This is a genomic window from Rhizobium sp. BK379 (genome assembly GCF_014193955.1).
In the GTDB taxonomy this organism is placed as follows: Bacteria; Pseudomonadota; Alphaproteobacteria; order Rhizobiales; family Rhizobiaceae; genus Rhizobium.
Map to the genome: position 1 here is coordinate 31,058 of NZ_JACIAD010000007.1, position 25,935 is coordinate 56,992.

General features: G+C 59.4%; 27 protein-coding genes. 7 read left to right on the forward strand and 20 right to left on the reverse strand.

What is annotated here, in order from left to right; all coding sequences use genetic code 11:
• Position 1 precedes the first annotated feature (1 nt).
• Positions 2–745 (forward strand): tyrosine-protein phosphatase, encoded by a 744-nt coding sequence (locus FHT93_RS26295; protein ID WP_183850209.1) that lies wholly within the window; start codon positions 2–4, stop codon positions 743–745.
• A 32-nt stretch (positions 746–777) separates the two neighbouring features.
• On the opposite strand, the gene FHT93_RS26300 is transcribed toward FHT93_RS26295, so the two are convergent.
• The 10 genes from FHT93_RS26300 to FHT93_RS26345 form a co-directional block, all read right to left on the reverse strand.
• Positions 778–2,019, reverse strand: a complete 1,242-nt coding sequence (locus FHT93_RS26300) for an amidohydrolase family protein (RefSeq protein WP_348649807.1) — start codon at positions 2,017–2,019, stop codon at positions 778–780.
• On the reverse strand, positions 2,016–3,587 hold the full coding sequence (locus FHT93_RS26305; RefSeq protein WP_246781739.1) for a gamma-glutamyltransferase: 1,572 nt from the start codon (positions 3,585–3,587) through the stop codon (positions 2,016–2,018). Before FHT93_RS26305 ends, FHT93_RS26300 begins: the two co-directional genes overlap by 4 nt.
• On the reverse strand, positions 3,587–4,786 hold the full coding sequence (locus FHT93_RS26310; RefSeq protein ID WP_183850211.1) for an amidohydrolase family protein: 1,200 nt from the start codon (positions 4,784–4,786) through the stop codon (positions 3,587–3,589). The genes FHT93_RS26305 and FHT93_RS26310 overlap by 1 nt, the downstream gene beginning before the upstream one ends.
• Positions 4,787–4,861: 75 nt before the next feature.
• On the reverse strand, positions 4,862–5,962 hold the full coding sequence (locus tag FHT93_RS26315; protein WP_183850213.1) for a BMP family ABC transporter substrate-binding protein: 1,101 nt from the start codon (positions 5,960–5,962) through the stop codon (positions 4,862–4,864).
• 42 nt (positions 5,963–6,004) lie between these two features.
• The gene (locus FHT93_RS26320; protein WP_348649808.1) at positions 6,005–6,928 is read right to left on the reverse strand and encodes an ABC transporter permease; all 924 of its coding nucleotides are present in this window, start codon (positions 6,926–6,928) and stop codon (positions 6,005–6,007) included.
• Positions 6,925–8,001 carry an ABC transporter permease gene (locus tag FHT93_RS26325; RefSeq protein ID WP_183850215.1) on the reverse strand — a complete coding sequence of 359 codons (1,077 nt, stop codon included), beginning with the start codon at positions 7,999–8,001 and terminating at the stop codon, positions 6,925–6,927. The genes FHT93_RS26320 and FHT93_RS26325 overlap by 4 nt, the downstream gene beginning before the upstream one ends.
• Positions 7,991–9,538: an ABC transporter ATP-binding protein gene (locus FHT93_RS26330; protein ID WP_183850217.1), complete on the reverse strand. Its 1,548-nt coding sequence runs from the start codon at positions 9,536–9,538 to the stop codon at positions 7,991–7,993. Before FHT93_RS26330 ends, FHT93_RS26325 begins: the two co-directional genes overlap by 11 nt.
• Before the next feature lie 235 nt (positions 9,539–9,773).
• On the reverse strand, positions 9,774–10,472 hold the full coding sequence (locus tag FHT93_RS26335) for a GntR family transcriptional regulator (protein ID WP_112545448.1): 699 nt from the start codon (positions 10,470–10,472) through the stop codon (positions 9,774–9,776).
• A 161-nt stretch (positions 10,473–10,633) separates the two neighbouring features.
• The gene (locus FHT93_RS26340; RefSeq protein WP_113014644.1) at positions 10,634–11,380 is read right to left on the reverse strand and encodes a phosphoglycerate mutase family protein; all 747 of its coding nucleotides are present in this window, start codon (positions 11,378–11,380) and stop codon (positions 10,634–10,636) included.
• Between the two features lie 146 nt (positions 11,381–11,526).
• The gene (locus tag FHT93_RS26345; protein WP_183850219.1) at positions 11,527–12,456 is read right to left on the reverse strand and encodes an aldo/keto reductase; all 930 of its coding nucleotides are present in this window, start codon (positions 12,454–12,456) and stop codon (positions 11,527–11,529) included.
• Positions 12,457–12,679: 223 nt separating this feature from the next.
• Between FHT93_RS26345 and FHT93_RS26350 the strand changes: the two genes are divergently transcribed.
• From FHT93_RS26350 to FHT93_RS26360, 3 genes are all read left to right on the forward strand, one after another.
• Positions 12,680–13,738 (forward strand): substrate-binding domain-containing protein, encoded by a 1,059-nt coding sequence (locus FHT93_RS26350; protein ID WP_112545446.1) that lies wholly within the window; start codon positions 12,680–12,682, stop codon positions 13,736–13,738.
• A gap of 206 nt (positions 13,739–13,944) precedes the next feature.
• On the forward strand, positions 13,945–14,874 hold the full coding sequence (locus FHT93_RS26355) for a sugar phosphate isomerase/epimerase family protein (RefSeq protein ID WP_183850220.1): 930 nt from the start codon (positions 13,945–13,947) through the stop codon (positions 14,872–14,874).
• A 9-nt stretch (positions 14,875–14,883) separates the two neighbouring features.
• Positions 14,884–16,008, forward strand: a complete 1,125-nt coding sequence (locus FHT93_RS26360) for a Gfo/Idh/MocA family oxidoreductase (RefSeq protein WP_183850222.1) — start codon at positions 14,884–14,886, stop codon at positions 16,006–16,008.
• A 75-nt stretch (positions 16,009–16,083) separates the two neighbouring features.
• Here the strand turns inward: FHT93_RS26360 and FHT93_RS26365 are convergent, their stop codons facing one another.
• Entirely contained in the window at positions 16,084–16,956 is an 873-nt protein-coding gene (locus FHT93_RS26365) for an IclR family transcriptional regulator (RefSeq protein WP_183850224.1), read from the reverse strand.
• A gap of 257 nt (positions 16,957–17,213) precedes the next feature.
• Between FHT93_RS26365 and FHT93_RS26370 the strand changes: the two genes are divergently transcribed.
• Entirely contained in the window at positions 17,214–17,648 is a 435-nt protein-coding gene (locus tag FHT93_RS26370) for a VOC family protein (protein ID WP_112545442.1), read from the forward strand.
• A gap of 3 nt (positions 17,649–17,651) precedes the next feature.
• Positions 17,652–18,095, forward strand: coding sequence for a VOC family protein (locus tag FHT93_RS26375; RefSeq protein WP_112545441.1), 444 nt, complete (start codon positions 17,652–17,654; stop codon positions 18,093–18,095).
• Between the two features lie 76 nt (positions 18,096–18,171).
• Here the strand turns inward: FHT93_RS26375 and FHT93_RS26380 are convergent, their stop codons facing one another.
• From FHT93_RS26380 to FHT93_RS26395, 4 genes are read right to left on the reverse strand one after another with little or no spacing between them, the layout of a single operon-like run.
• Positions 18,172–19,419 (reverse strand): ABC transporter substrate-binding protein, encoded by a 1,248-nt coding sequence (locus tag FHT93_RS26380; protein WP_183850226.1) that lies wholly within the window; start codon positions 19,417–19,419, stop codon positions 18,172–18,174.
• Positions 19,420–19,445: 26 nt separating this feature from the next.
• Positions 19,446–20,549 carry an ABC transporter ATP-binding protein gene (locus tag FHT93_RS26385; protein WP_112545440.1) on the reverse strand — a complete coding sequence of 368 codons (1,104 nt, stop codon included), beginning with the start codon at positions 20,547–20,549 and terminating at the stop codon, positions 19,446–19,448.
• Positions 20,550–20,553: 4 nt separating this feature from the next.
• Positions 20,554–21,462, reverse strand: coding sequence for a carbohydrate ABC transporter permease (locus FHT93_RS26390; RefSeq protein WP_112545439.1), 909 nt, complete (start codon positions 21,460–21,462; stop codon positions 20,554–20,556).
• On the reverse strand, positions 21,459–22,334 hold the full coding sequence (locus FHT93_RS26395; protein ID WP_112545438.1) for a sugar ABC transporter permease: 876 nt from the start codon (positions 22,332–22,334) through the stop codon (positions 21,459–21,461). Before FHT93_RS26395 ends, FHT93_RS26390 begins: the two co-directional genes overlap by 4 nt.
• A gap of 217 nt (positions 22,335–22,551) precedes the next feature.
• On the opposite strand from FHT93_RS26395, the gene FHT93_RS26400 reads away from it, so the two are divergent.
• Positions 22,552–22,719 carry a hypothetical protein gene (locus tag FHT93_RS26400; protein ID WP_183850228.1) on the forward strand — a complete coding sequence of 56 codons (168 nt, stop codon included), beginning with the start codon at positions 22,552–22,554 and terminating at the stop codon, positions 22,717–22,719.
• 266 nt (positions 22,720–22,985) lie between these two features.
• On the opposite strand, the gene FHT93_RS26405 is transcribed toward FHT93_RS26400, so the two are convergent.
• The 5 genes from FHT93_RS26405 to FHT93_RS26425 form a co-directional block, all read right to left on the reverse strand.
• Positions 22,986–23,579, reverse strand: coding sequence for a flavin reductase family protein (locus FHT93_RS26405; protein WP_183850230.1), 594 nt, complete (start codon positions 23,577–23,579; stop codon positions 22,986–22,988).
• 385 nt (positions 23,580–23,964) lie between these two features.
• Positions 23,965–24,270 (reverse strand): hypothetical protein, encoded by a 306-nt coding sequence (locus FHT93_RS26410; protein WP_112545436.1) that lies wholly within the window; start codon positions 24,268–24,270, stop codon positions 23,965–23,967.
• Between the two features lie 375 nt (positions 24,271–24,645).
• The gene (locus tag FHT93_RS26415; RefSeq protein WP_113210271.1) at positions 24,646–25,059 is read right to left on the reverse strand and encodes a GFA family protein; all 414 of its coding nucleotides are present in this window, start codon (positions 25,057–25,059) and stop codon (positions 24,646–24,648) included.
• A 17-nt stretch (positions 25,060–25,076) separates the two neighbouring features.
• Positions 25,077–25,574 carry an SRPBCC domain-containing protein gene (locus tag FHT93_RS26420; RefSeq protein ID WP_183850232.1) on the reverse strand — a complete coding sequence of 166 codons (498 nt, stop codon included), beginning with the start codon at positions 25,572–25,574 and terminating at the stop codon, positions 25,077–25,079.
• Positions 25,571–25,900, reverse strand: coding sequence for a metalloregulator ArsR/SmtB family transcription factor (locus FHT93_RS26425; RefSeq protein ID WP_112970396.1), 330 nt, complete (start codon positions 25,898–25,900; stop codon positions 25,571–25,573). The genes FHT93_RS26420 and FHT93_RS26425 overlap by 4 nt, the downstream gene beginning before the upstream one ends.
• Positions 25,901–25,935 lie beyond the last annotated feature (35 nt).

The window sequence follows — 25,935 nt, forward strand, 5'->3', positions numbered from 1 at the left end:
AATGGAAAATTATGAGAGACTGATTGTGCTCGATGGCGCTCGCAACGTGCGCGACCTCGGCGGCTATCCGGTCGGCGATGGGAGGCAGACGCGCTGGCGCTCGCTCCTGCGCGGCGACGCTCTGCATATGCTGAGCGAAGCCGACATCGAGGCGCTGATCGCCCACGGAGTTACGACGGTCATCGACTTGCGCAATCCGCAGGAACGCGAAAGAGAGGCCAATCCATTCATGAACGATGCGCGCGTTCGCTACGAAAATGTTTCGCTGTTCTCGGCGCTGGCGCCGGTCGAAATGATGGCGGCGCAATCGATCGATTTCGACATGGGCGACCGCTATTGTCATGCTCTCGACAATTGCCAGCTGGCGATCGCCAAGGTGCTGACGACGATTGCACGGGCACCTGATGGGATCGTGCTCTTTCATTGTACGGCCGGCAAGGACCGCACCGGCATCATTGCCGCTTTGATGTTGGCCCATGCCGGTGTCGATGAAGCGACGATCATCGAAGATTATGCGCTTACGGGCTCGATATTTGCTCCCGTGCTCGCGGAGTTCCGGGCCCGGGCCATCGCACGCGGCGTGCCGTCAGATCTAGCGGACCTGATCCTCACTTCGGCGCCGCAGAGCATGGCCCGGACACTCGGATACCTTGCCGGGCAATACGGCAGTGCCGGCACCTATTTCGCGCAGATCGGTCTGGGCGAGGCGGAGATCGCCAGCCTCGAACAGCGGCTGTGCAGCTGATTCGTGCTCTGACGTTTCGTGCGGGCGCGCCTTCAGCCCGGTTTATGAAGCCGAGGTCTGCCGTTGTCGAAGCTCTTGCGTCCACTCTTCCAACCGGCAACGACGCGGGCGATCTCGCGCACTGCGGTATGTGGGCCGGGGCTGTCGAGCAGTACGATCGTGGCTTCGGCGCCTGCCTCTAATCGTCTGACGCTGCCGAATTGACGTGCCGCCGCCTCTGTCACCATGTTGAAGATCAGCGCCATATCCTCGTCTCGCGAGAGCTGGGCGACGTTGGCATAGAGATTGGCCATGCGGATCAACGAAGCGTCACCATAAGGAGTGAAGGGATTGAGCACGTTGTTGGTCGCAATGGAGGTTACGACGCCGCGGCTTGCCAGCAGGTGAGCGGGCGCGACTCCGCGCGGAACCAGCCGGTCGTGACCGCGCCCGTTCAGAAACAGATCGGTGGACGGCAGGACGGAAAGCGCAATGCCGGCCTCAGCCAGCCTATCTGCAATGGAGACGATCTCCGCCTGTGACATGGCCGAGAGGTTGGTGACGTGGCCGATCGCAACGCGACCTTGCCAGCCGTGACGGAGTGTGGCGTCGATCACCGCCGGCAAATCGGTCCGCTCGGGATCGAGGCTGAAATCGAGATGGAAGTCGATTGGCACGTGATGCTTGAGCGCCAGTGCAAAGACCATCTCGATATGCCTGTTGGGATCCGGATCCGTATAGGGACAACCGCCGACCAGATCTGCGCCGTTGGAGAGCGCGTGGTCGAGCATGTCTGATGTCTCAGGCTCGTTCGTCAGCCCGTCCTGGGCAAAGGCACAGATCTCGATATCGAGAGCGAAGGCGTAGTCTTTGCGGATACGCTTGATTGCTTCGAAGGAACGGAGGCCGGCGCGGGTGTCGATCTCGACGAAGGTGCGCATACGCGTGGTGCCGTGCGAAATTGCCTTCTCGACGACGCGGGCCGCGCGGGCATAGACATCGTCTTGCCTGAAGCTCGCCTTGGCCCTGGCCGTCTCCCGCACGGCCTCGGCAAGCGTACCTTCGCAAATCGTGCAGCGGTCGAGAATACAGGCCTTGTCCAGATGGATATGCGTATCGACAAACCCGCCGAAGGCGAAGGCGCCCTCGCCATCGACGCTTTCGATCGCCTCGCAACCCAAGCCGGATCCGATGTCAGCGATCCGGTCCTCGCGCACGGCGATGTCGACGAGAGCACCATTTTCCTCGATGCGGACATTGCGGATAATGAGATCAAACAATGAGACAGACGTCACAGCGAAATTGCTCCCCCGTCGCTGCGTGGGTCGTGAGCACCGTCGATTGCCCCGTCTTGCGTGATGCGGATTATGCCGGCTTGGCCGCCCAGCGGGCTGAAACTGTTGATCGTCGAAATCTCATGGCCCATGGCGGCAAGTGCGGCGACCGTTTCGGGGCCGGCACTCTCCTCGATCTTCAGACTGTCCCGACTGTCGGAGAAGGTGCGGCCGAGCAGGAAGCGTGGGCGGGAGAGCGCCTCGGATGGATCGAGGCCGTGGTCGATCAGCAGGCTGAGGAGCAGCGACAAGGTCTGCGGCTGTCCATCTGCCCCCTGCGTCCCATAGACGAGGTGAGGACGGCCGTCCCTGAGCGCCAGGCCGGGATTGAGCGTGTAGAACGGACGCTTGCCGGGACGGATGACATTGGGGCTGGCACGGTCAACGCTGAAGGCTGCGCCCCTGTTTTGCCAAAGGATACCGGTATCGCCGACGACAACGCCACTTCCCCAATCGAAATAGAGGCTCTGTAGCAGCGAAGCACAGCGTCCCCTGTCGTCGACAGCGGCGAGCAGGGCCGTGTCACCGTGTCGATAGGGCTCTGGCCAGGGCAGCGCGCGGCCGGGATCGATTGCCGCTGCCTTGGTCGCGAGGCGCCCCGGCTCAAGCAGCTCTAACGAAACATCGGCCGAATAGCGGGGATCGGCGATGCTATGCCGGTCGAGAAAGGCCTGCTTCACCGCCTCGACAAGCCTATGATAGAAGCTTGCGCTATCCGGCGGAAAATCCTCCATCGGCAGATGGTCGAGCACGCCCATGATCCCGAGCGTGGTTATGCCCTGGGTTGGCGGAGGCGGGGCAAGCAGGATGGTATCGCGATAGCTCTGCTTGATCGGAGCCGCCATCTCCGTTCGTGTTGCGGCGAGATCGGCTGCTGAAAGCGGTGAGCCGGCTTCGGCGAGCCCCGTTGCAATCCGCCGGGCGAGCGCACCCTCATAGAATTCGCGGCTGCCGTGGCGGGCGATCGCCTGAAGGGTCTTGCCAAGCGACGGCTGACGCTGAATGCCTGACGCTTGGAAAAGACCCGCGAATCCCGGCCAGTTGTCCAACTCGCCACGGCGGAAATCATACCAGAACGCCTGTGATCGGCTGACCTCGAATCCGTCTTCCGCAAGGGCGATCGCATCGTCCAAAAGACCCGACAAGCTCTCCGAGCCCAACCATTCGACAGCGGAATAGGCAAGCACCGTCTGCCAGCTGTCGACGAGGCAGGCCGTCGTCAACGTGGAGCCGGCGCCCCGGAGCGGGATATCTCCATCCGGAATAATGCTTGCTGCCTGACCTATGCCGAGGAATGTCTGCGCCTTGCCCGCCTCATCGGCCACCAACCAGACCGCATCACCGCCAAGCCCGCAGAAATGCGGGTAGGTGACCGCAAGCGCAGCGCCGGCGGCGACCAGCGCCTCGATGGCATTGCCGCCGCGCCGCAGGACTTTGGCCCCGGCTTCGCTTGCAAGCCAGTGCGGCGTCACGATCATGGCGCCGGGCGATGTGCCGGGCTCCGCACCTTGCTTGCCGGGAGACGACATCAGCGGATCACCGCGCCGTTTTCGGCCACCAGGCGGCCTTCCTTGAAGACACGACGCGGCTTCGGCATGGCGACAACGGCCTCCGGCACGTGTTCCGCCGCGAGCGTGACGAAATCGGCCTTTGCGCCGACAGCAACGCCGTAGCCTTCCAGCCGCAACGCCTTGGCACCGCCTGCCGTCACGACATCGAAAGCCGCGCTGAGCTCCGTATCGGTATAAAAACCGGAGCGGTAGGCGATGATCTCTGCCCGGCGCAGCATGTCGCCGTCCCCAAAGGGCCACCAGGAATCGCGGATATTGTCGCTGCCGCTGAAAACATTGACGCCGGCGGCCCGCAATAGCGCGACCGGCGGGAAATTGTGATTGCCGGGCGCGTTGGTCATGATCGAGACGCCGCTCCGAGCGATCAGGGCGGCAATCTTCTTTGCTGCCTCCGGTGCGAGATCGCCGAGACCATAGGCATGGCTGACTGCGACATGGCCCTGCATGCCAAGTGCAGTCGTGCGAGCGCAGATCTCCTCGATCGTCATGGCGCCGAGCGTGCCTGCATCATGAAGATGGATATCGACATCGACGCCGCGCCTTTCCGCGATGCCGAAGACGACGTCGAGATGGCCCTTGATGTCGCGGTCGAAGGACAGCGGATCGAGACCGCCGACAAGATCGGCACCCATCGCGATTGCCTCGTCCATCAGTTCCGGCGTGCCCGGGCTCTTCAGGATACCGCTTTGTGGGAAGGCAACGAGCTGGATGTCGATGATGCCGGCATATTCCTCACGCACGCTCAGGATGGTTTCGAGCGACTTCAGGCCGACCGATCCATCGACCATCACGTGGCTGCGCATCTGCAATGCCCCGTTCGAAATGCAGAGGTCGAGCTGATTGCGGGCGCGCTCATCCATGGGCGCTGCGGCAGCCATGTTCTCAGCCTGAAAAGCGACGCGTTCATGCACGTCAAAACCATTGATGCATGGCTTATGCGGGATCCACCTGTCGCCGTAGAAGCTGGTATCGAGATGGATATGGCCCTCGACGAAGCTTGGCACGACAAGGGCTCCACCGATATCGACGACATCTTTCACGCCCTGGCTGGAGCCCGTCTCTCCTATCGCCGTGATCCGGCCGTCCTGCACCACGATATCTTTCAGCGTACCGTCGGCAAGCTTTGCGTTGGTGAAGACTGTTTGTGTTGCGCTCACTTGTGTTTCCTTTCCCGTCAATTCTGGTCCGGCCTCCGTTTGTGCGGTGGCCGGCCACTTTTTGGCAATGGATGATCAGTTCTGCGGCAGCGTACCCTGCACGCCGTCGATCAGCCATGTCATGCCCTTGATGTCATTCTCGGAGAGTTCCTGACCGGAGGCGACCTTCACCTTGCCGCTCTGGTCCTTGATCTCGCCCGCAAAGACTTTCAGCTTGCCGGCAACGATGGCATCCTCGGCCACCTTCATTTCCTTGGCGACGGTTTCAGGCAGTTCCGGGCTGCTCGTCGTCATCTTGACGTAGCCGCCTTCGCCAAGCCCAAGCCAGGTACTTTCCGGCTTCCAGTTGCCCTCCATGATAGCCTTGGCAGCATTGATATGGGCCGAGCTCCAGTCGAGTTCATAGGAAACAAGCTGTTTCTTCTTCACGTAGCGAGAGAAATCGCCGGTATTGCCAATTGACCAGACGCCCTTCTCCTCGGCGGCAAGGCCCTGAACCGGCGTGTTGGGACTACCCGAGAGAACGTCGGCGCCTTGAGCGACGAGCGCGGCGACAGCATCCTTTTCCTTGGCCGGATCGACCCAGGCATTGGCCCAGACGACCTTGACGACGACATCGGGATTGACGCTGCGTGCCCCGAGAAGGAAGGCATTGATGCTGTAAATGACCTGTGGCACTGGGAAAGCGCCGACCCAGCCGAGTACATTGGACTTCGTCATACGGCCGGCGGCAATGCCGGTCACATAGGCGCCTTCATATTCGCGGGCTTCGAAGACGCCAAGATTGGTGCCGGCGGCAATGCCGGCGCAGCATTCGAAATGCGAGTTCGGCATCGTCGGCGCGAGCTTCTTCAGCGAGGCATATTGCGAGAAGGTGGTACCGAAGATCAGCTTATGGCCCTGGGTCGACAACTGGCGGAACAGCCGCTCGCAGTCCTGGATCTGGGCGATATTCTCGAGGGCGGTGACCTTTACCTTGCCCGGGAAGGCACTTTCCAGGGCGCGCCAGGCATTGGCCTGGAAATATTCCCAGCCGGTGTCGGAAATCGGACCCATGTGAATGACACCGACTTTTAGCACTTCATCGGCGGCGAGAAGCGGGCGGACACCGGTTGCTGCGATCAGAGATCCGGCTGCTGCCGTCTTCAGGAAATCGCGTCTGGATTGGAATTTCATCTTCAGTTCCTCTCTTGTTGTGTTTGTATGCGGCATCGAGGTTCAGCCTCCGGCGACGAAGGGCTGTCCAAGGGAAGCGGGGACGTTGAGACGCATCAGCGTCGCGTTGCGTGAGATCAGCACCAGCACGAGGATCGTGACGAGGTAGGGCAGGGCGGACATCAGTTCCGAGGGCAGGCCGATGCCGGCGCTCTGGGCAAAGAGCTGCGCGATCGTCGCGCCGCCGAAAAGATAGGCGCCGAGAAAGCATCGGCCTGGACGCCATGTGGCGAAGACTACCAGCGCGACTGCAATCCAGCCGCGTCCGGCAATCAGCCCCTCTGTCCAGAGCGACGTATAGACGATCGAGATATAGGCGCCTGCGACCCCGGCCATCGCGCCACCGAACAGTGTGCAGAGATAGCGGATCAGCACTACCGGATAGCCGATGGCATGGGCCGAGGAGGGCGCCTCACCGACTGCCCGGACGATGAGGCCGTACCGGGTGCGGTAGAGAAAGAACCAGACACCGGCAAACAGTGCCCAGGAAAGCCAGACCAGCGGGTGCAACTGTCCGAGGACGATGCCAAGTAGCGGGATTTTGGATGCGAGCGCAGAAAGCGTCGACGGCTCCATGACAATCGCCATGCCGACATAGCTCTTGCCGATGAAAGAGCCGAAGCTGGTTCCGAAAATGGTCATCGCCAGACCGACCGCCACCTGATGGGCGCGAAAGCTGACGACCAGCACCGAGAACATGAACGCCAAAAGCATGGCGGCAAGCATCGCTGTCATCACGGCGAGCCAGAGCTCACCCGTCGTCTGCATGGTGATGAAGGCGATGACCGCGCCGACCACCATCATGCCCTCGACGCCCATGTTGAGCACACCGGAGCGCTCGGTGACCAGCTCTCCAAGGGCTGCATAGACGAGCGGCGTGCCGGCGATCAGTGTGGCAATCAGAATGGGAAGAATCTGGCTCATCATGCGGTGACGCCCTTTCTGCCGGATGTCTTGAAGCGGATACGGTGGTGGACGAGGACATCGGCCGTCAGCAGGAAGAAGAGCAGTGTGCTCTGCAACAGGCCGGTGATGGAGGAGGGCATGCCGAGCGACATCTGGGCGAGATCGCCAGCGAGATAGAGCAGCGCCATCAACAGTCCTGACAAGAGGATGCCGAGCGGGTTCAATCGGCCGAGATAGGCGACGATGATCGCCGCATAGCCGTAGCCGGGTGAGGCATTGGGAAAGATCTGCGCCAAAGGCCCGGCAATCTCGCCGACACCCGCCATGCCGGCAACTGCGCCGCTGACCAGCATGCCGATCCAGACCGCGCGCGTCACGCTGAAGCCGGCGTAACGCGCTGCCCCCGCAGACAGGCCGGTGACCTTCAGCTGGAACCCGATGAAGCTGCGCTTCATGAGGATCCATCCCATGACAACGGCGATCAGCGCGAAGATGATGCTGGCATTCATGCGCGTGCCTTCAACGAGAATCGGAAAGAGGGCAGCCGGCGCTAACGGCTCGGACTGCGGGAAATTGAAACCGGCCGGGTCGCGCCAGGGGCCGAAGATCAGCCAGGTCAGCCAGAGCCCGGCGACATAGTTCAACATGAGGCTGGTAAGGATCTCGGACGCATTGAAGCGAACACGCAGAAACGCGGGGATGGCCGCCCAGATCATGCCGCCGATTGCTCCGGAAACGACCATAGCCGGCAGCACCGAGAGGCCACCATCCGGGCCGAAATGCAGGGCAACATAGCCGCCGAAGATGACGCCTGCGGTCAGCTGTCCCTCGGCGCCGACATTCCAGATGCCGGCACGGAAACCGATCGCAAGACCGATGCCGATCAGCACCAGTGGTGCTGCCTTGATCAGCAATTCGCCGACACCATAGAGATCGGCGAGCGGCGCCGTCAGAAAGGTGACGAGCGCGCCAAGCGGTTCGAGGCCGGCCGAGGCAAAGATGACCATCGCGACACTTGCGGTCAGAACAAGCGAGATCACCGGCGACAGGAAAATCATCAGCGTGGAGGGCTTAGGGCGTCGCTCAAAGCGCATCGGCCATCTCCTTTTCCATCCTGCTGCCGGACATGGCGAGGCCTATATCGTTGCGATTGGCGTCTGCGATCGCCGTTGCCTCTGTCAGTCGGCCTCCGGCGATGACGGCGATGTGATCGGCAATGTCGAAGAGCTCATCCAACTCTTCCGAGATGACGACGATTGCGGCGCCACGCTCACGCAAGTCGAGCAACGCCTGGCGGATGACGAGCGCCGCACCGACATCGACGCCCCAGGTCGGTTGCGAGACGATGAGCACGCCTGGCTCCTGGAGGATTTCGCGTCCGATGATGAATTTCTGCAGGTTGCCGCCCGACAGACTGCCGGCAGGCGCTGCCGGTCCAGGGCAGCGGACGTCAAAGGCCCTGATGCAGCGTTCGGCAAAGTCGAGGATGCGCTCGAAACGGATAAGGCCGGCCTCGACGGCGCCGCCGCTATTGGCGGTGAGCAGCACATTCTCCGACAGCGGCAATGAGGGAACAGATCCCTGCCGCAGCCGATCCTCGGGGACCGAGCAAAGGCCGAGTTTGCGCCGTCCGGCCGGATCGAGATGTCCCGCCGTAGCGCCGTCGATGATAATGGCGTCCCTTCTTGCAAGACGGGTTTCGCCGGAGAGTGCGGCCAGCAATTCCTGTTGGCCATTACCGGAGACCCCGGCAATCCCGAGGATCTCTCCACCCCGCACCGAAAGCGTAATACTGGATAGTATCGTGCCGAATGGATCGGCAGTCGGCAGATCAAGACCGTTTACGGCAAGCCTGACGGCACCGGCAACGCTCCGCGTGCGCTGGCGATAATCGGCAAGGTCCGTGCCGATCATAAGGCGGGCCATCGAGGCCGGGCTTTCCAGCGATGGATCGCACACACCGGTGACGCGGCCGCCCCGCAGGATCGTCGCTTTATGGCAGAGATCCCTGATCTCATTCAGCTTGTGGCTGATGTAGAGGATGCTGCAGCCCTCTTCCGCGATCTGCCGGAGCGTTATGAAGAGCTTCTCGACCGCTTGCGGCGTCAGGACGGAGGTGGGTTCGTCGAGGATCAGCAGGCGCGGATCCTGCAGCAGCGCGCGGATGATCTCGACGCGTTGTCGCTCGCCGACGGACATGGTGTAGATATGCCTGCCAGGCTCGACCGGGAGGCCGTAGTGGGTCGCGACATCGGCAATCCTGCCGGACAGTATTTCGATATTCTGTTTGCCCGGCAGAGCGAGAGCGATGTTTTCTGCGACCGTCAGCGTATCGAAGAGCGCAAAATGCTGGAACACCATCCCGATGCCGAGTCTCTGCGCGTCGGCAGGTGAGGTGATGCTCACCTCCCGCCCATCCCACAGCATGTCGCCGGAGTCGGCATGGACCATCCCATAGATGATCTTCATTAGCGTCGACTTGCCGGCACCATTCTCACCAACGATCGCGTGGATCTCACCAGGATTGACGCGGAGATCGATCCCATCATTGGCAATGACGCCCGGATAGGTTTTACCAATGCCTCGGAGCTCCAGACGGTATTCCGATGATGATGACGCAGTATGCGGCATGAGCAAAATCCAGGCTACATGATCTTGAAAATCAAGTATGCAATATGGATGCCAAGACGTATCGCAAGCGGCGACGCCGAAATCACAAAGGACTAAGCATAGGAATTCATTGCAAGAAAAATGACGACGAGGCCATACTCACTGCAAAGTGCAGCTACTGATCTGGAAGATAGGCAACCAGATCGCGTCTACATAATGATCATAATATTGTATACGTGATTGAAAAGTCGGCAGCTCAGCCGGCTGCGCGGTTGGAAAATCGCGAGAGAATCGAACCGATGTCAGCTTCCACGGCAAGATCGTCTTCGATCAAGGCGCGGCTTTCGACGGACGACAGATGTTCGTCCATCAGCTGTTCCGCTGCGGGCAGGTCGCCCTTCTTCAATGCGCCGATGAGACCGGAATGTTCACTGATAGCGCATTCGCTGGAATGCGGCCGGCTGTACATGGCAAGGATCAGCGAGCAGCGGGAGACGAGCTCGGAGAGGTAGCGCTCGAGCAGGGCATTCCCTGACAACTCGGCAAGCTTCAGATGGAATTCGCCCGCAAGACGGGTCGAAAGCCGCACATCTCCTCTGGCGTGAGCGGCTTCCTCTTCCTGCACATGCTCTCGCAGCAGCTTTTCGATTGCAGGGTTCCAGCGCTTTATAACCGCCTTCATCACCTCCCGCTCGAGCGCGCGTCGGACGGCGAAGGCGTCGCGGGCCTCATCGAGGCTCGGTTGGGCCACAGTGGCAGTGCGCTTATGGTAGGTGTCGACCAGTCCCTGGGCTTGCAGCTTGGCCAGCACGGTGCGCACCAGCGTGCGGCTCATCGAAAAATGCCGGCCGATCTCGTCTTCAGGAAGCTTGGTGCCTGCTTTCAGCGCCTGCTCGATGATGGCCTGACGAAGGGTGCGATGGGCTGTATCTACCCGATCGGAATTGGAGGACATGTGATTTTAGAGGCTCGTTTGATTTTGTATACGTTAGCGCGCTGCCAAGGATACAACAAGCCGATACTTGTCGTGTAAACGCGGTGATGCCGCATTGAAATAGTCCGGATCGGACGGACGCTTATTCTCTTCTGAAGGTCAAATTTCCCAGCTTATGGAGATCAAATGCGGGTCTTCGGCGCAATCGTCAGCTCCGAACCATAGGCGCCGCGCAATTCCGTCGCCGCGGATGGATCGCGGTCGTCGGCCTTGTGCAGAAGCGTGGAGCGATAGCCTTCCGCATGCGTGCCTTCGATCAGTGTCACATCGGCATTGCCCGGATTATCGGAGCGCTCGAACCATTCGACGCTGTGATGCAGAAAATTCATCTCGAAGGCACGATTGGTGACACCGTGGCCGACGATGATCACGGTGTCGTTGCCGCTTCCGATGTCATGCATAACAGTTTGCAGAAACAGCCGCACCCGCTGGGCAACGTCCGCCCGGCTCTCGCCATCCGGCGGACGGGCGTAGAATTTGCCGCTGTTGTTGCGAAGCCGCGCCCATTTCTCAAATTCTTCTGGAAACTTGCGCCGCTGCTCGGCCCGGTCATAAATCTCGGTGAACAAGCCGAAATCCTGTTCCCGCAGCAGGTAGTCCTCATGCACACCGCCGATGGCGCTAGCAGGCGAGGCCTCTATGATTGCGTCCTTCGTCTGGCGCGTCCGCAGATATGGCGAATGCCAGATGGTTGCCTTCCGCGCAGCAACGGGCAGCGCAGCCAGACGGTCAGCGATCCTGCGCCCCGCTGCCAGCGCCTGCCGATAACCCCATTCCGTCAGCGGAACATTATGATCGCCGAACTGCCGGTAGGCGCTCTCACTGATGTTGCCAAGAGATTCGCCGTGTCGAACGAGAAAGATGTGCATAGCCGTCCGTTCATGCCGAAGATCATGCATCATGACGGGCGCGCCGGCGCTGCGCAATGGCTACGAATTGGTGGACGAACTCCCCCAACAAAGCCTGCGTTCGTAGCTGCCGTCCGATTGACGGACGACAGCATCTTCGAGGCAGGTCAGGGCAAAGTGTGTCCTGCGGCCGTAAACAGCCGATACCATTCCTGGCGGGTGAGCGAGACAGAAGAGCCGGCTGCGGCTTCGACGACACGTTCCGGTTTCGTGGTGCCAAGGACGACCTGGATTTTTGCCGGATGGCGGGTGATCCAGGCAACGGCAATACCTGTCGGGGTGACGCCGTAAGCCTTGGCGAGTTCGTCGATGACATCGTTCAAATCGGCAAAGTCTTCGCGGTCGCCGAGGAATACGCCGTCGAAAAAGCCCTTCTGGAATGGCGACCACGCCTGCAGCATCATGCCATTGATGCGGGAATAGTCGAGGAGACCGTTGTCGCGATCGACTGACTGGTCAAGGCCGGCCATGTTGGCTGCGACGCCTGATGCGATCAATGGCGCGTGCGTGATGCTGAGCTGTACCTGGTTGACGATGAGTGGCTGCGTCACCGCAGTTTTAAGAAGGTCGACCTGGCCAGGCGTGTGGTTGGAAACGCCGAAATGGCGTACCTTGCCCGAAGATTTGAGCGTGTCGAAGGCTGCGGCAACTTCCTCGGGCTCGACGAGCGTATCAGGACGATGCAGCAGAAGCACGTCCAGATAGTCGGTCTTCAGCGCCGCGAGCGATTGATCCACGGAGGCCAGAATATGCTCGGCGGAGAAATCGAAAAATCCCTTGCGGATGCCGACCTTGCTCTGGATGACAAGCTTTTCCCGTTCGGCCGCATCAAGTGAAATTGCCTCGCCAAAGCGAGCCTCGCAGCGATGCGGCGTGCCTCCATAGATGTCAGCATGATCGAAAAACATCACGCCGGCGTCCCGGGCCGCCCCAACGAGCTGCTGAATTTCGCCGTTGCTCATGTTTGGGATCCGCATCATTCCAAGGATGATGCTCGACACGTCAAGGTCGGTTTGCGGAAGCCTGTAGAATTTCATGATGAATACCTCGGAGGTTGGGAAATAACTAAATAGTTATCTGCTTATTATGCGAACGACGGCCGCATGGCCAGCCGAAGCTATTGTTGTCAGCGATCGATGGCATCGAAGATTCGCTGATGCCAGCCTCGGATTCGGTCGCCCCCTTTGGACGAACCTCCCATGATAGGCTAGAGATTGCCATGCTTCCGCAAGGATATCGGCTGTAAATTGGAGGAAATGCGTGGCGGATCAGGCAAAATTGGCGGCGTCCCGCCGGGCTGCGCAGCGGGTGACCCTGCGTACCGTGGCGAAATCGGTGGGCCTCTCCGTCACGACTGTCAGCCGCGCTTTGAAGGACGGGCCCGAGGTCAACCGGGAGACGATTGACCTCGTCAAGAAAGCCGCATCCGATCTCGGTTATCGACCGAACCTCGGCGGCATAAACCTGAAAACGGGCAAGACACATGCTGTCGGTGTCATCATGCCGTTCCAGCGGGAGGGCGAGATGAATATCGTCGTCGCTTCGTTGATCGAAGGTTTTTGCGGCGCGATGAAACGCCTGGGCTACCGCACGACCGTTGTCCCACAGTTTCAGGCAGACGATCCGCTGACAACGGTGCGGGATCTCGTCGAGGAAGGGACGGTCGATGGCGTCATTCTCACCCATACGAGACCCCAGGACGATCGGGTGAAATATCTGCTGGAGGTCGGCATGCCCTTCGTCACCTTCGGGCGCACTGAACTGCTGAGCAAACATCCAAGTATCGACATAGACCACGAGGAGATCGGCGCGGCGGCTGCGGCGCGTTTGCTCGACGCAGGACACAAGGCACCGCTGCTTGTCGCGCCTTCCAGCCAGTTCACCTACAGTCTGCAATTCATCAAGGGCTGGACGGCTGAGTTCAATCGCCGGAACCAAACCGTTCCCGACGAGCGGATGTTCTTCACCGCAACCACCCCTGACAGCGGCAAGAAGATTGCCGTGGATGCGCTTGCCAAATACCCTGATGTCACCAGCGCCTTCGTGGCAAGCGACGAGGCGGCCCTTGGCTTCGTTTCCGGTCTCGCCGATCTCGGGCGAAAGGTCGGCGAGGATTTTTCCATACTGACCTATTCGGGCAGTCGGCTTCACGACTTCTACAACCCGTCGCTCAGTACCTATTATTTCCCGAATTTCCTCATCGGACAGCGCCTGAGCGATCTTCTCTACAGGTCGATGCAGGGCGAGGCTGCATCCGGCCTGATTGAGATCGTCCGTGCCAGTTTTGTCGAACGCCGCAGCGAATTCAACCTTCGCTAAAAATCCCCCGGAAATTCTTCGCAGGTCAAGTCGTTCGTAACGTTACGAATTCGGCTGGCGTTGTCGCAAGGGAAATAGAAATCCAGAGGGAATGCCGTTGACACAATAAGCCACGCCATGCATTCGTAACGTTACGAATTGCCTTTTGAAGCGGAGGAGCGCTCCAGAGGGCGAGAAAATACGCTGCGAAATGATGGGAGGACGGCGTGGGTGCTCAAGCGCTTTTTTTCGGCTCGCCAATTTGGACGTTTAACTGGAACCCGCCCTATGCGGCGCCTCTGCGCCGGCTGGCTGCCACCGGCTGCAAAGGTTTCGAGCTGACGGCATGGTCCGTCGAGATGCTCGGTTATTACACCGACGAGACGATCCGCGAGCTCAGGTCGATCGCCGATGGCGAAGGGCTGACGCTGACCAACTTCTTCTACAATCTGCCATTTTCACGCGACGATGGCGCGCCGGTCTCCCGTGCGGACCTCGATGCCTACAAACGCGGCGTCGAGCTGGCGGCAAAGATCGGCACGCCGATCATGACAAGCATGACGCCTTATCCTTTCCAATCGGATATCCGGCCGATCCTGCAGCGGCCCACTGCGCAGGAATGGTCCGCCGTCGTCAGGCCCGAATGGGATTGGGCTGAGGAATATGAGGTCGTCGTGGAAGGCTTCGCCGCCGCTTGCGGCCTTGCCGCGGATGCCGGGCTGCGTGTCGCCATCGAACCGCACCCCTATCGCTGGGTAAGCTCGGGTCAGGGAATGCTGCGATTGATCGAGCGCACGGGCGCACCCAATCTCGGACTCAATTTCGATCCAAGCCACCTCTTTCCGGCGGGCGACATGCCGCATTACGTGGTGCTGCAGCTTGGAGACCGGATCTACAACACACATTTCTCCGACAATGAGGGGCACACAAATGCCCACTGGCGCCCCGGTCGGGGCAAGATCGACTGGAAGGCGATTTTCGCGGCCCTGCGCACAATAGGCTATTCGGGACCGATAACCCTGGAGCTCGAGGATGCGCCCGGCGCGTCGCACTGGACCCATTTCCGGGAAGCCACGCCGGAATTCGATTCCGAAATGAAGCGCGGCATCCGCTACCTGCGCGACTGCGCTGCCGAACTCGACATCATCATCGCCTGAGGAACCAAAATGAGCGGGAACACCCCTATGAAAGTCGGCATTGTCGGTGCCGGGAATATTAGCGCCACTTATGTCGCGACGCTGCATATGTTCGATTTCATTCGCGTGAAATCGATCTACGACCTCTACCAGGAACCGGCGCGCAAGCTTGCCGAACAGTTCGGGGTGCAGTCGGTGTCGCTCGATTCAATGCTTGCCGACCCCGAAATCGGCCTCATTATCAACCTCACCACCCCGACTGCGCATTATTCCATCAGCAAGAAGGCGCTGCTTGCCGGCAAACACTTATACTCCGAAAAGCCGCTCGGGGTTTCGATGGAAGAAGCCGAGGAATTGATGGCGCTCGCTCGTGCCGGCGATCTGCGGCTTGGCTGCGCACCCGATACGTTTCTGGGCGGCGGCCATCAGCTGACGCGGCGTCTCTACGACGAAGGCCGCATCGGCACGGCGATTTCCGCAACCGCCATGCTGCTTCTGCCGGGTCACGAGCATTGGCATCCCAATCCGGCATTCTTCTACGGTCGCGGCGGCGGGCCGATGCTCGATGTCGGCCCCTATTATGTCACCAATCTCATCGCCCTTCTCGGACCGGTTCGCGAAGTCTTTGGCGCTGCCAAGGTCACCCGCATTGAGCGGACCGTAAAGACGCAGCCACGTTTCGGCGAGACGATCAAGGTGCTGACGCCGACGCATCTGACCGGTGTCATGGAGTTCCATAGCGGTGCGACGGTGACGATCGCCACGAGCTTTGACGTCATCAAGCACAAGCACAACCAGATCGAGATCTATGGTTCCAAGGGCTCGATGGTAACGCCGGACCCGAACAACTTCACGGGCAAGGTCGAGATCTTCACCGAAGGCGATGAGGCCTGGGAGGAGGTGGCGGTCGATCATCCCTACGTCGAAGGCGTTCCTGGTCATCTCGGCCTGAGAGGACTTGGTGCAGCCGAGATGGTGGATTCACTGCGCTCCGGCAGGCCGCACCGCGTCTCGTCGGAACTCGCTTTTCATGCCCTTGAGGTGATGACCGCCTTTGAACGATCTGCACAATCCAAACGGCCGGTCGCCATCCGCAGCAGCTGCGGTCGTCCGGATCCGATTCCGAAGCATCTGAAGGAAGGCAGTTTCAGTTAGAACTCTCTCCCGCCGGCCGGGCGATGCGAGAATGCATCGTCCGTCGAGGAGAGGAGAGTTCAGACGGCTGGATGTCTATCGCTGCTTCGGCCTTGTTGCCGTCTTTTGATTTGCGCGCTTTGGTGCTGGCTTCTCGTCGGCCAGTTCTTCCGAAGCCATGTGAGGCATCGCGGAGCGAATGTCGTTGGTGATTGATTGTGCTGCCGCGATCACCGCCTGTCTGATGTCCGCTATGCGCTTTTCGTCGACGCCTGTGACGAAGGGAACGCTGACGGCTGCAATGACCGTATCCTGATGATCCCGGACGGGGGCTGCGATCGCGTGAACGCCGGACATCTGCTCCCCCATGTCCCGCGCCCAGTTCTGCTTCCGGATCAGCGCAAGCTCGTCAAGCATCTGTCTGGGGTCCGTAATCGTCTGGCTGGTGAAGCGCTCGAGCTTGGTCAGGCGACGCTCAATATCCTCCTGCAGTGAAAAGGCGAGCAGGATCTTGCCGGCCGCGCCCGCATGAAACGGCAGGCGCTGGCCAGCCGTCGCCGACAGAGCATATTGGCCATGTCCCTGCGCCGAGGCGACGACCAGAATATTGTCGCCGGATGGTACCGTCAGCTTGCTGCCTTCACCCAGGAGTTCCGAGATCTTGTTCAGATGCGGTTGCGCGATCGCCAAGAGATCGTAGCTCGCAACGGTCGGGGCGACATGGGCAGCAAGGGTGAGCAGGCGCCGCCCGAGCGTATAGCTTCCCGCCGGTGAACGGTGCACGAAATCGTAGGCGCTCAGCGTGTTCAGCATGCGGTAGACCGTGGTGCGCGACAGCTTCACGGCCTTCACAACGTCGCGGATCGTAGCGCCTTCCGGCGTGCGCTCGAGGAGCGCAAACACCTCCACCATCTGCTCGATGACGGGGATGCGATATTTCTGCGCGGCGTCTTCGCTAATGTCGGTCATGAAAATCCTGCCAGGCCCATCGGGGCAATGCTTAGCCTTCCATAAGCAATGCGTGGAGTTCACGCAATCGCGGCTCCTTTCGATTGACTCCGACACGTGAATGCCGATAAATTCTTAAATGAACTTATATCAGTTCAAATAAGAAACGTCACGTCGATTTATCCTCGGCACGACGTTCCGAGAAATGCCGGATCAGGAGGTTCGGCAGGTGGCTGCGCCAGCGTGCGCTGTGAAACGGAAATACGGAGGAGGATGCAATGAAAAGTGTGAAATCGATCGGACATGTGGCCGTCAGTGTGAAGAACATCGACAGCTCGCTCGACTTCTATGTCAACAAGCTGGGCTTCGACGAAATGTTCCGTCTCGAGCGTGACGGCCGCCTGTGGATCGTCTACCTCAGGATCACCGACACGCAATTCATCGAACTGTTTCCGGAGGGTGTTGGCGACGGCGCACCGCCATTTGCCAATGTCGGCTATAACCATCTGTGCCTCGAGGTCGAAAACATCGACGAGGCGATCGCCGACATCACCAGCCGTGGCGTTGTGTTGACGGCCGAAAAGAAGCTCGGCGTCGACAACAACTACCAGGCCTGGATCGCCGATCCCGAGGGCAACCGCATCGAACTGATGCAGCTTGGCACAGACGCCATGCAGACGGCCGCTATTCGCCGCATCAACGGACGGGCCTGAGCCATGGACCTTTTCAAGCATCTCGGCCATATCGCCTTGCGCGTCAACGACCTGGATAAGTCGCTGGCCTTTTACCAGAAACTCGGCTTTCGCGAGATGACGCGTCTGCTGAACGATCAGGGCGAAGCGTGGATCGTGTATCTGCGCATCAACGACGATCAGTATTTGGAGCTTTTCCCAAAGGGCGTAAGGCGGCCGGAAACCGCCCCTGACACTATCGGCATCTTCCATATCTGCCTCACCGTCGAAAATATCGACAAGACGTTCGAAGAGCTTGCAAAAGTCGGTATTCAGCCCAGCCAGCCAAGGCCGACCAAAATCGGTATCGATGGCAATCGCGGTGCCTGGATCGAGGATCCCGATGGCACGCAGATCGAGGTCATGGAAATGGCGCCGGATTGCATTCAGCTGCAGGCCATCAAGAGGCTGCATACTGAATCAGTCTAAATGGACTGTTTTGCCTTAACGGCAAGGATTTAAGCTAACCCGGCAGTCACCTGCCGGGTTCTTTCGTCTGTCGATCTCAGAAAATCTGGTCGTAGGCGTCCTGCATCGCCTGAACGAACTCGTCATCCGTCCGCTTCGGATCGCTCCAGTATTTATCGGCTTCCTGCCAGATGGTGCGATACCAGTCGGCGTCGGCCATATTGAAGGGGTTGGAAACCTGCTTCGTCGGATCTTTCAGCGTTTCCAGAACGAGCTTGTTGCAGGCATCGAGGTTCGTCGTATCGGCGTCGGTACGAACGGGGCTTGCACCCTTCTTCAGTACGAAATCGGCATTGAGCTTCGGATCGACATCGAGCTTGGCAAAGTCTTCCTGGGCTTTTGCGGTATCGGCATTGTTGGTGTTGAGGAAGCCCCAGGAATCGACGGTGACGACGACAGCCTTGGTTCCCGGAATGTTGATGCAGTCGAAATCCTCGCCGAGCTTCTTTTGCGCGGCCATGAACTCGCCCTTCATCCAGTCACCATGGATCTGCAGCAGGGCCTTTCCGGTGATGACCAGATTGGTCGTGTCGTTCCATTGGCGATTGGGTGAGCCCGGATCCGTGTGGTCGGCAATCTGGCGGAAGCGTTTAAGAGCGGCCCGCATCTCCGGCGTATCGATCACGGTGCGGTCGGGCTTCTCACCGTAGAAGCGATTGTAGATATCGGGGCCTTCTTCCGAAGCGATCAATGCCTGCAGCAGATAAGCCTTCTGGAACTGGTCGCCGCCCTGGGCGATCGGGATGTAGCCGGCGGCCTTGACCTTGTCGAAGGCTGCAAAGAGATCGTCGAGCGACTTCCAGGATTTCGGGTCGACGCCGGCCGCTTCAGCGACATGTTTGTTGTAGTAAACCATGCCGTCGATATGCACCGTTGCGGGAGCCTTCATGATCTCGCCGTCGACAGTGATGTTCTTGAGAACCGAGGGCGGGAAGTTCTTCGTTGCGCCGATGCTGTCGAACAGCTTGGTGAGCGGCACGCCGAGGCCCTGCTTGTTCAGATCCCGATAGATGCCGGGATCGGAGTTCATGAAGATCGCAGGCGGATTGCCGCCGGTAATCATGTTCATCAGGCTTACGTTGGCCCCGGAGTCATGGGCTATAGACAGATCTTTCCACTGGTGGCCGTCCTTGGCCCACGCCTCCCTGAGAACGGTGAGCGCCGCAATCTCTGAGGGTTTGGACCAGGTGTGATAGACGACGACTTCATCTGCCCAGGCGCTTGCAGCAAAAGTGGTCGCGGCAAGCAACAGTGATAGTCGTTTCAGCGATTTCCATTTTGTCATGCATCATTCCTCCCTTTTAGATCTCATCAGAGCCGCTGGCCGGTCGGAGCGTCGAAGACGTTCAATTTGGTCAGCGGCAGATAAACGGGCAGAGCCGGCTGGCTGCGATAGCGATTTGCGTCTCGCCCATCGATGCGCACGGCGATGCTCTTTCCCGACATGGTCAGGAAGGCGAAAGCATCTGGTCCGGATTTCTCGAAATATTCGACCGGGCAATCGAAACGGACGGTATTTCCCGCATCCTGGCGCTCCTCGATCAGAAGCTCCTCCGCCCGAAAGCCGATCTTCACAGGCTTGCCTTCGGCAGCCTTCGACTTCCACTTATATTCGCCGAGATTGATGCGGATGCTGTCCTTCTCATCCACGGCAACGAGATCGCCGCCATCACGCCTGAGGGTGCAGTCGAGCAGGTTCATGGCTGGCGACCCGACGAAATCGGCGACGAAAAGGTTGGCCGGCTCATTGTAGATCTCATCCGGCGTGCCGAACTGCTGGATGACGCCCTTGTTCATCACGGCGATCTTGGTGGCCATGGTCATGGCCTCGACCTGATCGTGGGTCACGTAGACGACGGTATTCTTGAGCTGGTTGTGGAGCTTCTTGATCTCCATGCGCATCTCGTTGCGCAGCTTGGCGTCGAGGTTGGAGAGCGGCTCGTCGAACAGGCAGACGCCGTACTGTTTGACCAGCGCCCGGCCGATCGCCACACGCTGGCGCTGGCCGCCGGAAAGCTGTGAGGGTTTGCGGTCGAGCAGATGCTCGATCTGCAAGAGCCTGGCTGCCCAGGCGATCCGCTTATCCGCTTCCTCCCGCGAAATGCCGCGGGAAGAAAGCCCGAAATTCATGTTCCCACGCACGGTCTTGGTGGGATAAAGCGCATAGGACTGGAAGACCATGGCGAGGCCGCGATCCTTGGGGTCGAGGTAACTGACATCCCGCTCGTCGATGAGGATTTCTCCGTCGTCAATCTCCAGCAGGCCAGCCAGGAGATTGAGAAGCGTTGTCTTGCCGCAGCCGGAAGGCCCGAGCAGTACAAGAAACTCACCGTCACCAATGCTGAGGTTCAGGTTCTCGATGACCGTCAGCGCGCCGAACTTCTTGACTATATTGTTGAATGCAATGGAAGGCATGCCTCTATCCCTTGATGGCGCCGGCAGTGATGCCCTGCACGAAGAACCTGCCGAGAACGAAGTAGATGACGAGCGGCGGCAGCGCGGTGAGCAGTGCCGAAGCCATGTCGACCGCATAGTTCTTGGCGCCTGTCGTCGTGACGGTGATGTTGTTGAGTACGACTGTCATCGGTTGCGTGTCCTGCGCACCGAATGTCAGGCCGACCAGGAAGTCGTTCCAGATGCCTGTTATCATCAGGATCAGCACGACAATCATGATATTGCCTGACATCGGCAGGACGATCTCGAAGAAGATCCGCCAGAAGGAGCCGGAATCGATCATCGCGGCGGCAATGATCTGCGGCGGCATTCCCTTGAAATAATTGCGGAAAATCAATGTGAGGAAAGGCATTGATAACACGCTGTGAATGACGGCTATACCGAATGTCGTGCCGTAGATATGCAGCGCACCGGTGATCTTGATCAGCGGATACATGATGATCTGGAACGGCACGAAGGCGCAGATGAAAAGCACGAACAGGAAGCCGTTCGCCCATTTGACGTTCCAGAGTGCCAGACCGTAACCGGTAATGATCGACAGCGAGATCGTCAGGACCAGACTGGGAGTCAGAATATAGAGCGAATTGACAAAGCCGATGCGCACGCCGTTGCAGTTCATGCCCGAACAGGCCTGCATCCAGGCATAAGACCAGGCATCGGTCGTCCAGGGCGAGGGCAGGGAGAATATCTGTCCCTCGCGGATCTGATCCATCGTCTTGAAGGACGTGACGACGATGACATAGAGCGGCACCGCAAAGAAGGCGGCCGCCATCAAAAGGAACAGGAAGATCACCACCCGGCTCGGCCGGATCAGCGGACGCCTGCGCACCCTGGTCTCGCGACCGGATTGCGATGCAGCTGATATCGCCGTCATGCCTCCCTCCTTTGCCTGATGGCGGTGATGATGACGAGCGGCAGGAACAGAATGAGCGTCGTCAAGAGCATGACGGTGGCACCCGCGGACGCGAAACCGAGGTTCTGCTTCTGCCAATAGGCATCAATGACGAAATAAGCAGGCATGACCGAGGCGCCGCCCGGTCCACCATTGGTCATGGCGACGATGATGTCATAGGCCTTCACAACGCCGATGCAGAGCAGGATGATGCAGGTCAGGAAGGTGAGTTTCATCATGGGAATGATGACCTCGATATAGAGCCGCCAGAAGGGCACGCCATCGAGGCGCGCAGCCTGCCAGATCTCGGTATTGATCGACTTCAGGCCTGCGAGCATGAGCGCCATGAAGAAACCGGTCGATTGCCAGACCGCCGCCAGAATAACGCCGAACATGACGGTGTCCTGACTTGCAAGCCAGTTGAAGGAGGCGCTCTCCCAGCCCATCGAGTGCAGCACATTCTCTACGCCGAGGCCCGGATTGAAGAGCCAGCGCCAGACGAGGCCGGTGACGATTAGCGAGACGGCGAGCGGATAGAGAAAGACGGTGCGGAAGACGCCCTCGCCATGCACTTCCTTGTCGATCAGCGCTGCCAGGATGAAACCCGTGACGATCGACAGCAGGCTGCCCACAGCAAAGATGACGAGGTTCTGCAGCGACAGAATCCAGGACGGATCGTGAAACAGCCGCCAGTACTGCTTCCAGCCGACCAATTCATAGTCGGGAAAGCGTCTGGACGCCGTGAAGGAGAGATAGACGGTCCAGCCTATCGCCCCAACGAAAAAGACAAGCGTCAACAGTGCCGCAGGCGCAACGGCCAGATGCGGGGTGACGCGGCTCCATCGGATTCCCATGAGCCTCCTCCTCAGGTCTTCAGCGCTCTGCTCCTCCAGATCGCTGCTCTCCTGTTTCTTATATGAACAACATCTAGTTCATAATAGATCAACTATAGGAATCAAATAATCGCGATGTCAAATGACAATTGGCTGCGGCCGCAGCTGTTGCTCGCGCTGAAGTTGGATCGAGTGGCGACCTTCGGATCGTCGATCAATCGAAGAATGGACAATCGTCTTGCGCGAGACCCCGTCTCGTCCGTTCGGGCAGAAGATCGATACCTATGCCTGGCCGGTCGATCACATCGACAAAACCATCCTCGACGATCGTCTGCGGCAACCCTCCGGATCGCCGGTCCTATATTCGAAGGCGATGATGTCATGGGGCAGGGTGGCGCGGACCTGAATAGTGCCTTGAGGCCGAGCGAACCATTCGCCGTGCCATGGGCGCCATCACGATCGAAAGCAGATCGGCATATTCGGCAATCCATTGAGCTCGGCGATGCCGCCCAAATCGACCGAGTCAACACCGATCGGCGAGCGGGTCATGGCGGCCTCGATGGTGATGGCGCTACCAATCGCTCTCCTGTTTTCCTCTTCCAGAACCTTTCGTCGACGGGCTGACGTCAGGTGCGACAAAAGGCTGGATTGGCCTTCCGGTCAGTGTAGGGACTACGCGCGCTCGACAGGTTCTGCTTCGACCGAAAGCGCTTCGCCAATGGCGTAGAAATGACCACCCGCAACGTGATGCAGACTGCGCCATTCAGGCCCGGCTGTTTCAAAGTGCCAGTGTCCGTCGCGAAACACACGGTCATCCGCCCATGCCGCCGTTACGTCGCCGATAAACAGGTCGTAAGCATCCTGGATATGAGGCTCGTCGATCAACCAGCAGGAGAGCCAGGCCGAGCAGCCTTTCACGAAGGGCAGGTCCTGGCCCGGCACATCGAAAATCGATACCCCTGACTTCTGCAGCTTGTCAGGCTCCTCAAACAGGCTGCGGTTTCCAACCTCATGCGTCAGCTGGAGCTGCGCAACCGTCGGCACCTGTATGACGAAACGTCCGCTCGCCTCGATCAGTGTTCGCGTCTGGGCAAGCTTGTCGACCACCACGGTCAGCTTCGGTGGATCGATATCGAGCGCGCAGCACCATGCGGCAGCCATGACGTTGTCAATGCCGCCGTGGCGGGCCGATACCAGGATCGTTGGTCCGTAGTTGATCAGGCGAAAAGCCTTTTTGAGTTCAACAGCCTTCATATGTTCGTTCATTAGAAGTCCACGGTGAATTGCGGTTCCTGACATTGCTCCAAGTCTTACGATGGAGCGAGACGCTGCGAAAGGACGCAATTCTGCAAGTGCCCCATCCACGGATATCGGCAACGTGAAGGTCTAGTACGAGAGTTTGGATACCCTGTGCCGCGACCAGCAGCGCGCAATCGCGGTCGCCGCCCGGATCGAGAGCGACATCTGCCGCATCAACGGGCCGTTTGTTCAGGCGCAGATGCAATTACCATTACGACGACCGTCGAAGAGCCTCACCATCATTACCCGTTCTGAAGCACCTGGGAATCGCCGCACGACTAGAGGGGCCTTGCCCGCTCGCACCTTTATATCCGCAGGGTATCGAATCCTCGCAACCCGGTCGCAGGAGCTCTCAAATCCCTGACCCGTCGAGTTGCTGGGCGTCGTCGCCTTCCCAGGGTGAGGGCATGGAGGTGATGCCGGAATTGGCCGAGGGCATTGGCATCCAGCACTTCAATTCCGGCTCGGCATATTCCACGAGGCGGCCGGGCGAGGAATCGGAAGCACGCCAGCCTTCTGCACCGAACTGATCGCCATTCGACCAATAAGCAAGGTCAACTTCTGCCGGCCCCTGTTCGGACGGGCGGATCGTAACGAGTATCCGACTGCCGTCTTTCGGCGCGGTTGTCATCTGGCGCCAGCCGTGTGGCTCATCCATAATTTTTCCTCCTGGCTTGCCGCAGATCGTGAGTGTCGCCTCGCCATTGGAAACGGTCAACTCACACCTTTGCAGAAATCACTCTGAGAGTTCTGGCCACTCGACCGCTAAATTGGCTGATTCAAGGCCCTGGCGTCCAATTTAATCCAAAGCTGTGCGGCTGTTGTCATCGCTGCTTGGAACGGGCGCGGACCGGGCAAGGCGGTCAGCATGTTCAGTAGAACAAGCCGCGAATTGAGGGCTGAGCCATTTCCCCGACGGATAGTGACGTTCTGCCGCTTGAATGCCCGCATCACGGCTGAGAGGTCCGGCAGTCCGATCAATCGGTCCGCGATTGTGCTGCTTTCATTGAAAGAAGGGCGTCATGTCCAGTGCTCAGGCCGGCGGCATCTTCTCGAATTTTGGGACGGCCGGATCGAGGTGGTCCCAGGAGTATCCGGTTGCAGTCCAGGATACCAATTGCGGCTGATATCGGCTTGGATCGTCAAGACTTGCCGGCGTGACGATGTATACCTCGGGCATTTCGGGGAATGTCATGAAAACGGCCGATCCACATGTCGGGCAGAAGCCGCGCTGCTTGACGGTCCCGCCTTCGCCGACCGTCTGATACACGGATGCATTTCCGTCGACCTTCACTTCGGCTGCGATGAAAGTCAGATGCGATTGATGTCCGGTACCGCTGGAGCGCTGGCATTGTCGGCACTGGCAATCGACCATCACGGCGGGTTCTCCCGATATCTCGTAGCGGATCGCGCCACAGGCGCAGCCGCCGTTATAGGACTTCGTCATATCGCTCTCTCCTTGCCTCAATCCAGCCCCTGCGAAGTCGCCTCTTCAGCAACGACGGTATCCAGCCGTTCGACGACCTTCTTCCAGCCTTCGCTCATGTTGCGATAGGCAATGTCGTTCCTCGGTAGATCGAAGCCGGAATGGACGAGCCGCAGGCGCGTGCCGGTTTCCGCCTGGGCGAGGGTGAAGGTCACCACCGTCTCCAGCTTCGAACCATATCCGTCATCATTGCTCTCATGGCCGCCCTTCCACGCATAGGACAAGCGCTCGTTCGTTACGACCTCCAGCACCTCGCAATGAATGGTTCCGTCCCATTTGCCGGCCGGTTTGGTCTGAAAGGTGAAACGATTGCCGGTGACGGGCACAAATCCATCGGGCGCCATCAGCCAACGGCCGATCAACTCGCCGCTGGTCAGCGCTTTCCAGATGATATCAGGCGCGTGCGGGAAGACTTCGTCCACGACGATGGCCTGCGTGTCGGAGACGTGCCTCCCGGGTTTCATGGCTTGGTTCATGGGTCGATTTCCTTCAGGAGCTTTCTGAGATCGGTGAAGCGTTCACGCCAGAAGATGCCGTAATGGGTCATCCAGTCGGCCAGCGGTTCGAGACCGGCAGGCTCCGCGCGGTAATAGACATTGCGGCCCTCCGGGCGTTCGCTGACAAGGCCAGCCTGCTTCAGTGATTTGAGATGCTGAGAGATCGCGCCCTGCGTGACATTGCTGCCTCGGGTCAGCTCGACCACCGTTATCTCCTCGGCATTGACGATACGCTCGAACACGGACCGCCGCGTGGGATCGGCCAGCGCACGCATGACAGTGGTTATGGTTTCGGCTTCGAACATGAAAACCCAATAGCATCCGCTAATCAATTAGTCAA